The following is a 7,935-nucleotide window of genomic DNA, read 5'->3' on the forward strand; positions in this document are numbered from 1 at the left end:
CACTTACATCACCGGCAAAACCACCACCATGACCGTTCCGCCTCCGGGCCGCGAACGGGCGAAGATATGCCCGTGATGGTTTTCCACGATTTTTTTGCAGATAGCCAGCCCGATGCCCGTACCGGGATATTGCTGGCGCGTGTGAAGCCGTTTGAAGATGGCGAAAATCTTATCGATGTATTGCTCGTCGATGCCGATGCCATTGTCTTCCACGCTTATTTGCACATAAGCACGGTTTTCCGGGAGGCTGTACAACCTGGCCGCCATCACCGGGGTCAGGGGCTGGCTGTGGATATTGATGACAGGGGAACCTACCGAGAACTTCAGCGCGTTTCCCAACAGGTTGGCGAAGAGTTGCCGTAGCTGGGCGGTTTCACCTACGATCACGGGTAGGTCGCTGACGGTGATCGTGGCGTCCTTTTCCTGGATGGCCGGCTCGAAGTCGGACAATACGTCTGTTATTACATAGTTAAGGTCCGTTTCGCCGGGTATCCCTTCCGCGTTGGACAAACGGGAATAATTGAGCACGTCGCGGATGAGAGTCGACATCCGGCGGGCGGAGTCGGAAATTTTCGCGAAGTACTTATCGAAAGCATCTGTATCGCCGGGGTTCTCCCGGATCATGTCGATGAAGGTCTGGATCTTCCGGAGTGGTTCCTGGAGGTCGTGCGAAGCGATATAGGCGAACTCTTCCAGGTCGCGGTTCGATTTCCCCAGGCGTTCGTTGGATTTGAGGAGCTCTACGGTCCTTTCCTGCACGGTGCGTTCGAGCAGGAGCTCCGCTTCCTTTTCCGGCGTGATGTCGAGCAGGGTGCCCAGGAGGCGTTCGGGCCTGCCGTCGCGCCCCAGGAAGTAGGAGCCGCGGACCCTTACCCAGCGGTGCGCCTGGTCGGTGGGGCGGATGATGCGGTGGATGGCATCGTACTCGCCCTTGCCATTGTCTTCCACCAGGGCTTTGAGCTGCAGGAGCGAGCGGGTGTTGCTGACGGGATGGAGCATGGCTTCGAGGGTGTCGAGGCTGGTGATGGTGCTGAAGTCTACCCCCAGGATGACGCGGCATTCGTCGGAGCAGGTCACTTTCCCGGAGCGGAGGTCTACTTCCCATACGCCGAGCTTGGTAGCGGACACCGCCATCCGGAAGCGCTCCTCTCCCAGCCGCAGCAGCATTTCCCCACGCTTCTGGCCGGTGATATCGCGCGCGATCTTGGAGGCGCCGATAATATTCCCGGAGTCGTCGTAAATGGGGGAAATGGTGAGGGAAATATCGATGATGCGCCCGTTTTTGGTGACGCGTTCTGTTTCAAAATGGTCTACCCGGTTGCCTGCGGCCAGTTGGCGGAGGATGGCGGGCTCCTCGTCCTGGCGGTCGGCCGGAATGAGGATGGATATATGTTTGCCGATTATCTCATGGGCTTTGTACCCGAATATGCGCTCGGCGGATTTGTTCCAGGAAGTGATGATGCCGTTGAGGGTTTTGGAAATAATGGCGTCGTCGGACGACTCCACGATGGCGGCCAGGTGGGTGAGGCCTTCGGTCTGGAGGCGTTGTGCCGTGAGGTCGGTGAGCATGTTGATGGCGCCGATGAGCTCACCGTTGTTATTGAACAGCGGTTTGGGATGCGGCATTACGATGGAGCGGGTTCCGTCCGGCCGTTCGAAAATGATCTCCTCTCCTTCTACGGCGACGCCGGTGAGGAGGGTGCGGGCGAGCGGACCGGTTTCGGCGGGGATGGGTGTTTGGCCGTCGGCCTGGAATATTTTGAACGCCCCGGACCAGCGGTCCTGCCCTGACTGTGGATTGCGGCCCCAGAGTTTGGCGGCGGCGGCGTTGAAGTGCAGGATGAAACCGTTTTGATCCGTGATATAAACAGCAGCAGGGAGGCTTTCGATGAGTTGTTTTTCCAGCAGCGGCGAGGCCGAGAGGGAATTGCGGGCGGTGTTATTGTTGTTCTGTGCTGGCATGGTGGATTACGGGCTGAAAGCATCGGGAAGATAAGGATTTTTTTGGAGGGATATAGTTAGGGATGCTACAAAGAAAAGGCCCCGGAGGGTAAAGACCCCGAGGGGCCACGCCATAAATATTATGGAACTACTTCATTTTGTTACGGCACTTGGCATTATTATCAAACCTTTATGATACAAAACTCTAGCGATAATAACGGTGCGCCTTTACATCCGAAGTGAATTTCTTGTTGGAAATTCACCAGGCGTATAAAATCAAAAAAGGCCCCGCTGGCTTATTTGCGAGACCTTTTATAAAATCAATGGATTCAACCAAAACAAAAATCCGAAAACTATGCCTGAGTGTTGCCAATGATTTAAGACCTATGGTAAAGATGCAGGTTATTATCGTTGGCAATTGTTGTTCTTTTGTTAACGACTCAAACTAACCGGGAGGTTAGTAAAGAAAAAGGCCCCAGCTAGTTGAAGAACGTGGGGCAGGATTATAATCCATGGAATTAACAAAAATCTTGATCAATGCCAAGGTGTTGCCGATGATCTACATCTACCATTTTTACGCTGCATGCCAAAAAGTGAAAGGCCCTCGCTGGCTGAATAGCGAAGGGCCTATGCATATAAAACTAATGGAAACTAACCAGATCAAAATGTGGAGAATCATCGTCTGATTAACTGTCGGTTGATCTATTGCATTTTGCGATGTAAAGGTGAAGGATTAATACCTGAACATCAGTTATTTATTTGTTAACGATTTTAAACATTGCTTAACAAATTGCTAACCCAAGTCGCAGCAAAACCATACTACTTTAGACCCATAAATTACCACGTTAACTATCAATAACTGCTTTGTCACTCAACGATCTAATGCATCTGACACGGACATGCTTATTTTCTCCATATAGCAAAAGGCTGCAAACTTGACTTCTAAAGCTATTGCCATGCAACTCATGTTTACTTACCGACCCAAAATCATCCGAAGCCTATGGCGTGCCATTATCTTACTGATGATGCTGCCTTCGTTAGCATTTGAACAAACTAACAGCAAAATATCCCTCAAATTCAATAATACGGAAATATCAAGTGTGCTCCGTTCCATAGAAAAGCAAAGCGGGTATACGTTCTTCTTCTCCGCAGTAACCCTGGATGTAAAAACACCGGTAAGCATCAATGTTAAACAAGCATCTTTGGAAAAAGTCCTGGATGAACTGTTGAAACCGTTTAAGGTCTCCTACTTCATCAAGGACAAATCCATCATTATCAGAAGGCTAAAAGAACCGGAGAAAAAGCCTGAGATATTCTCAGTGATAGATACCGTTCCCAATGTTGCTGTAAGCGGGAAAGTAGTAGATAGTAAGGGGGCGTCTATGCCTGGGGTGACGGTGAGCGTGAAGGGGAAGTCCGTAAATTCCATCACCGACGCCAAAGGCGATTTTTTCTTCCCTGCCATCCCCTCCGACGCCACCCTAGTTTTTAGCAATATCGGATACGAAAGACAGGAACTGAAAATCAAAGGCAGTACCGTTATCAGCATTGCATTAAAGGAAAGGGTGACCGACTTGGAGAAGGTGGAGATTGTATCTACAGGCTACCAAAACATTCCTAAAGAAAGAGTGACGGGGAGCGTAACTGTAGTAGATAATAAATCAATTAATCGCAGAGTGGGCTCTTCAATTCTAGAAAGAATTGAAGATATGGTTCCCGGACTATTAAAAGCTACCAGAAACAGCAGAGCGAAGGATGACCTCTCCTCTTACACAATAAGGGGCCTTAGCTCATTCAATGCCGACTCTAAACCTCTCTTGATAGTGGATAATTTCATTTATGATGGCGACCCAAACGACATCAACCCAAATGATGTCGAAAATATCACAGTGTTAAAAGATGCAGCAGCGGCTTCAATCTGGGGTGTACGGGCAGGAAACGGTGTAATTGTAATAAATATGAAAAAGGGACAACGAGGAAAAAACGCTGCAATAAAATTAAGTTCACATGTAAAGATTATTGAAAAACCACAATGGACAAACATTCCCTCAATACCTTCTTCTATTGCTGTAAATACTGAACAAGAACTATATAATCGCGGTTATTACGCTCCTTATTTAGAAAATAGCATTGACTTTCCACCTGTTCCACTACTCGTAGAAATCCTAGAGAGAAAAAAACAAGGTCATATAACTGAAGACGTAGCGAACAAACTAATTCAACAACTAAAAAAAAATGATATTAGAAGAGATGTCGAAAAATATCTTTACCGAAATACCTTTTTACAACAGTATGCGGTTAACATTTCAGGATCCGCAAACAACTACCAATACTATGCCTCAATTGGATTTGACAAATCAAACTCAGAAGAAATTAACAATAATCAAAATCGCTTCTCATTACGATTAAACAATTCATGGAATCCCATTAGAAACTTGCAAATCACCGGAGATATTAATTGGACTAATTCAAAAGCAAGTATTCAAAACGAAGTCACAAAATATATTTCCAGCATAACCGGTAGCCCGTATAATCAATTAAAAAAAAACGATCAATTAAGTAATGAAATACCCCACTATATTAGACTGAACTATTTAGATACCGTTTCGTTTCCAGGCAAATTAGATTGGCATCTACGACCAATTGATGAAATAAAAAACAATAATAATACTAGTGAAAGCAACAACCTTAGATTCAATGGTAACATTAGCTACAACTTCCTTAAATATTTCCAAGTTCAAGCTTCCTATCAATGGCAAAAAACTATTATACAATCATCAAGGTATCTCGATCAAAGTTCATATGAAATTCGGAATACCATCAACAAATATGTAACTACAGATCCCAATACCAATGAGATTATATATCCTGTGCCATTGGGCGACACCTATTCAAATAACAACAGCCAATCCAAAGCTTGGAACTTAAGGGGCCAACTAAACTACTCTCAATCAATTAAAGAGCACAACGTATCTTCCATTCTAGGAATTGAAACAAGGGAGCAGACATTTGAATCATACGGCGGCCCGACACAATATGGATTTGATCCAGAAACATATACATTTCGACAAATTATACCAGGCAACTGGACCAATAGACCTCAAGGCTCTATAGATAACCTTTCACCAGAAATCGGATACAGATCAGGAAGCATTTCAAGGTTTGGAAGCTACTATATAAATGCATCATACTCATACGCCAGAAGATATACTGTATATGGAAGTGCTAGAATTGATCAAAGCAATTTTTTTGGCGTATCGGCAAATGACAGAATTGTACCCCTCTGGTCAAGTGGCATATCATGGACAATAAATGAAGAAAGTTTCCACAACCTGGACTGGAACAACTCATTGACAATAAGGGCAAGCTATGGATATAATGGCAACACACAAGCCGGTATTTCCCCTTTAGCCACAGCCACGTACCTTCAACCCACTACACCATTATTCTTACCACACGCACGCATTGTAAACCCGCCGAATCCCCAACTAAAATGGGAAAGGGTTCGCCAAATTAACTTTGGCATAGATTTCGGCTTTCTGAATATAATTTCGGGAAGCATTGAGCTATATAGAAAGAAAGGAATTGACTTAATAAGTTCGATAACCGCAGCTCCAACTACAGGATTCGAATTCTACAATGGGAACAATTCCGAATTAGAATCAAAAGGAATTGATATAAATATAAAATCAAACTTCAAATGGGGAAAGCTATCCTACTCTCCTGCATTATTATTCAGTTACAATACCAATGAAGTTAAGAGTTTCTCAATAGAACCACCGACTGGATATATAGCACCTTATGGGTATACTGGAAACGCCATCCCGATAATAGGTAAACCTCTGGATAAAATATACAGTTTCAGGTGGGGAGGTCTAAATTCTACCAATGGAGATGCTAACTTTGTTCAAAACGGCCGTATCACCGAATCAAACTTGATGTCACAATCCACACTGACTGACTATAAATACAACGGACGAAGCGTCCCGCCAATTTTCGGGTACTTCCGAAACGAATTTACATACAAAAATATCTCCGCTTCCATTAGTTTATCTTATAGATTTGGACACTATTTCAGAAGAACTAGCTTCAGCGGAGGCCTATCCTCTACGTTCGCACATATAGACTATCTACAAGCATGGAAAACACCAGGGGATGAAACTAAAACTAATGTACCCGGATATCTAGATTCGTATTCGGATCACAGATATGACATTTACAGCCAATCTGATATCCTTGTTGAAAAAGCCGACGACATACGACTACAGGATATCAAATTAAACTATATTATCTCTAAACAAAACTGCAAGTGGCTGCCCATTTCCAACATTAATCTATTCTTATTTTTGGATAACTTAGGTTTCATCTGGAAGGAAAGTACCTACAACCCAGACACTCAAAACACGTTGACACCAAATGGCACTGCTAAAACGGGTGCCATGGGAATTAACATTACCTTCTAAACATAAAATAATGAATAAAGCATACTATTGTCACAACTTCTACCTGCGTATCCGAAACGCATTCCTCATCTTACTAATCCTACAATCCTGTACCGACCAATGGTACGACATAAAATCTGACAAATCAATAACAGTGCCGTCAACAGTAAAAGATTTTGAGTTACTTCTGGATGACTACCGATCAATATCAACAAACACCCCAGGACTAGGAGAAATTGGTTGTGACGACCATGATTGTCCAGATGTCAGTTGGCCCAAAATGCAAAACAACCAACCCACTTTTAACGCGCAAAGAAATGCATACCTCTGGAACAATAAAATGCTCTATCAAGAGGTAAATGATTGGAATGCTGCTTATAAAAGAATATTCATATGTAATTTAGTGCTGGATGGCTTGAACAAAATCACCAGCGACAACTCTACAAAATTCAATCAAGTGAAAGGGAATGCCCTATTTCATCGGGCAAAAGCCTATTTTGATCTATCTCAAGTATTTATCCCACCATATGATAAAAATGGCGATAGTCCATACGGACTACCTTTTCCAAACTCTAGTGATATTACACAGAAACTAACTCGAAGCAGCGTCCACAAAACCTACGCATCTATAATTTCCGATCTTGAAACTGCCATAACTCTGTTGCCCAGTAAAGCGGCTGTGAACACAAGAGGCTCCAAGCATAGCTGTTTTGCTCTTTTATCCAGAATATATCTCATCCAAACAAACTATCCAAAAGCATTGGAGTTTGCAAATAAGACAATTGCTATTTCCGATTCCCTGATCATATTTAGTGATATTCCACCCTCGAACAGAAATCTCGGTATGGTAAATCCGGAAACAATTTTTCATTCAACGATGACAAATTACCATCTCACATACTTCCAAAACTTTTACTCAATAGTTCCAGAACTATATAGTCAATACGAAGACAATGACTTAAGAAAGCAAATTTACTTCCGTATCGCCAATTCAATCATTTCATTTAAAGGCATGTACAACAATTCAACAACACAGTTCTCAGGCTTAGCTACAGACGAAATGTATTTAATAAGGTCAGAATGTAATGCCAGGCTTAACAACATTGAGCTAGCAATGAAAGATCTTAATAAATTACTCAGAAGCCGATGGGCAAGAAGCCTTGAAGGCAATACACTATATTCAGATCAAAACGCCAGTTCTTCAGACGACGCAATAAGAATAATACTAAAAGAACGTAGAAAATCACTATTAATGAGAGGTTTGCGATGGAGTGATCTTCGACGACTTAACTTAGAGGGCATTTATCAAACAACTATTTCACGAACAGTTGATAATGAAACCTTTACATTAGAACCCAATAGCTATAGATATACAGTTCCGCTACCTGATGATGAAATTACAATATCTAATTTACCACAAAACCAGGGATGGAAACGATAATGCCAAAATATATGCTTGTAGAGTTTATAGATAAAAGGCATTGCGGTATACTTATGTGAAATAGCTACGATTTAATCTGACAGTTAGGGTTAATTTTAAGTAACGACACTT

General features: G+C 43.3%; 3 protein-coding genes. 2 read left to right on the forward strand and 1 reads right to left on the reverse strand.

The features are described from left to right. Nucleotides 1-3: 3 nt before the first annotated feature. Nucleotides 4-1,962, reverse strand: a complete 1,959-nt coding sequence (locus Q0510_RS11575; RefSeq protein ID WP_298711488.1) for a PAS domain S-box protein — start codon at nt 1,960-1,962, stop codon at nt 4-6. A gap of 1,079 nt (nt 1,963-3,041) precedes the next feature. On the opposite strand from Q0510_RS11575, the gene Q0510_RS11580 reads away from it, so the two are divergent. Next, a complete protein-coding gene (locus Q0510_RS11580) occupies nt 3,042-6,404 on the forward strand; it encodes a SusC/RagA family TonB-linked outer membrane protein (RefSeq protein WP_298711490.1) in 3,363 nt (1,120 codons plus the stop codon). A gap of 10 nt (nt 6,405-6,414) precedes the next feature. Next, complete coding sequence (locus Q0510_RS11585; RefSeq protein ID WP_298711492.1) at nt 6,415-7,824, forward strand: RagB/SusD family nutrient uptake outer membrane protein; 1,410 nt, start codon at nt 6,415-6,417, stop codon at nt 7,822-7,824. Nucleotides 7,825-7,935 lie beyond the last annotated feature (111 nt).

The sequence above is a fragment of the uncultured Chitinophaga sp. genome, assembly GCF_937874145.1.
Taxonomy (GTDB): domain Bacteria; phylum Bacteroidota; class Bacteroidia; order Chitinophagales; family Chitinophagaceae; genus Chitinophaga.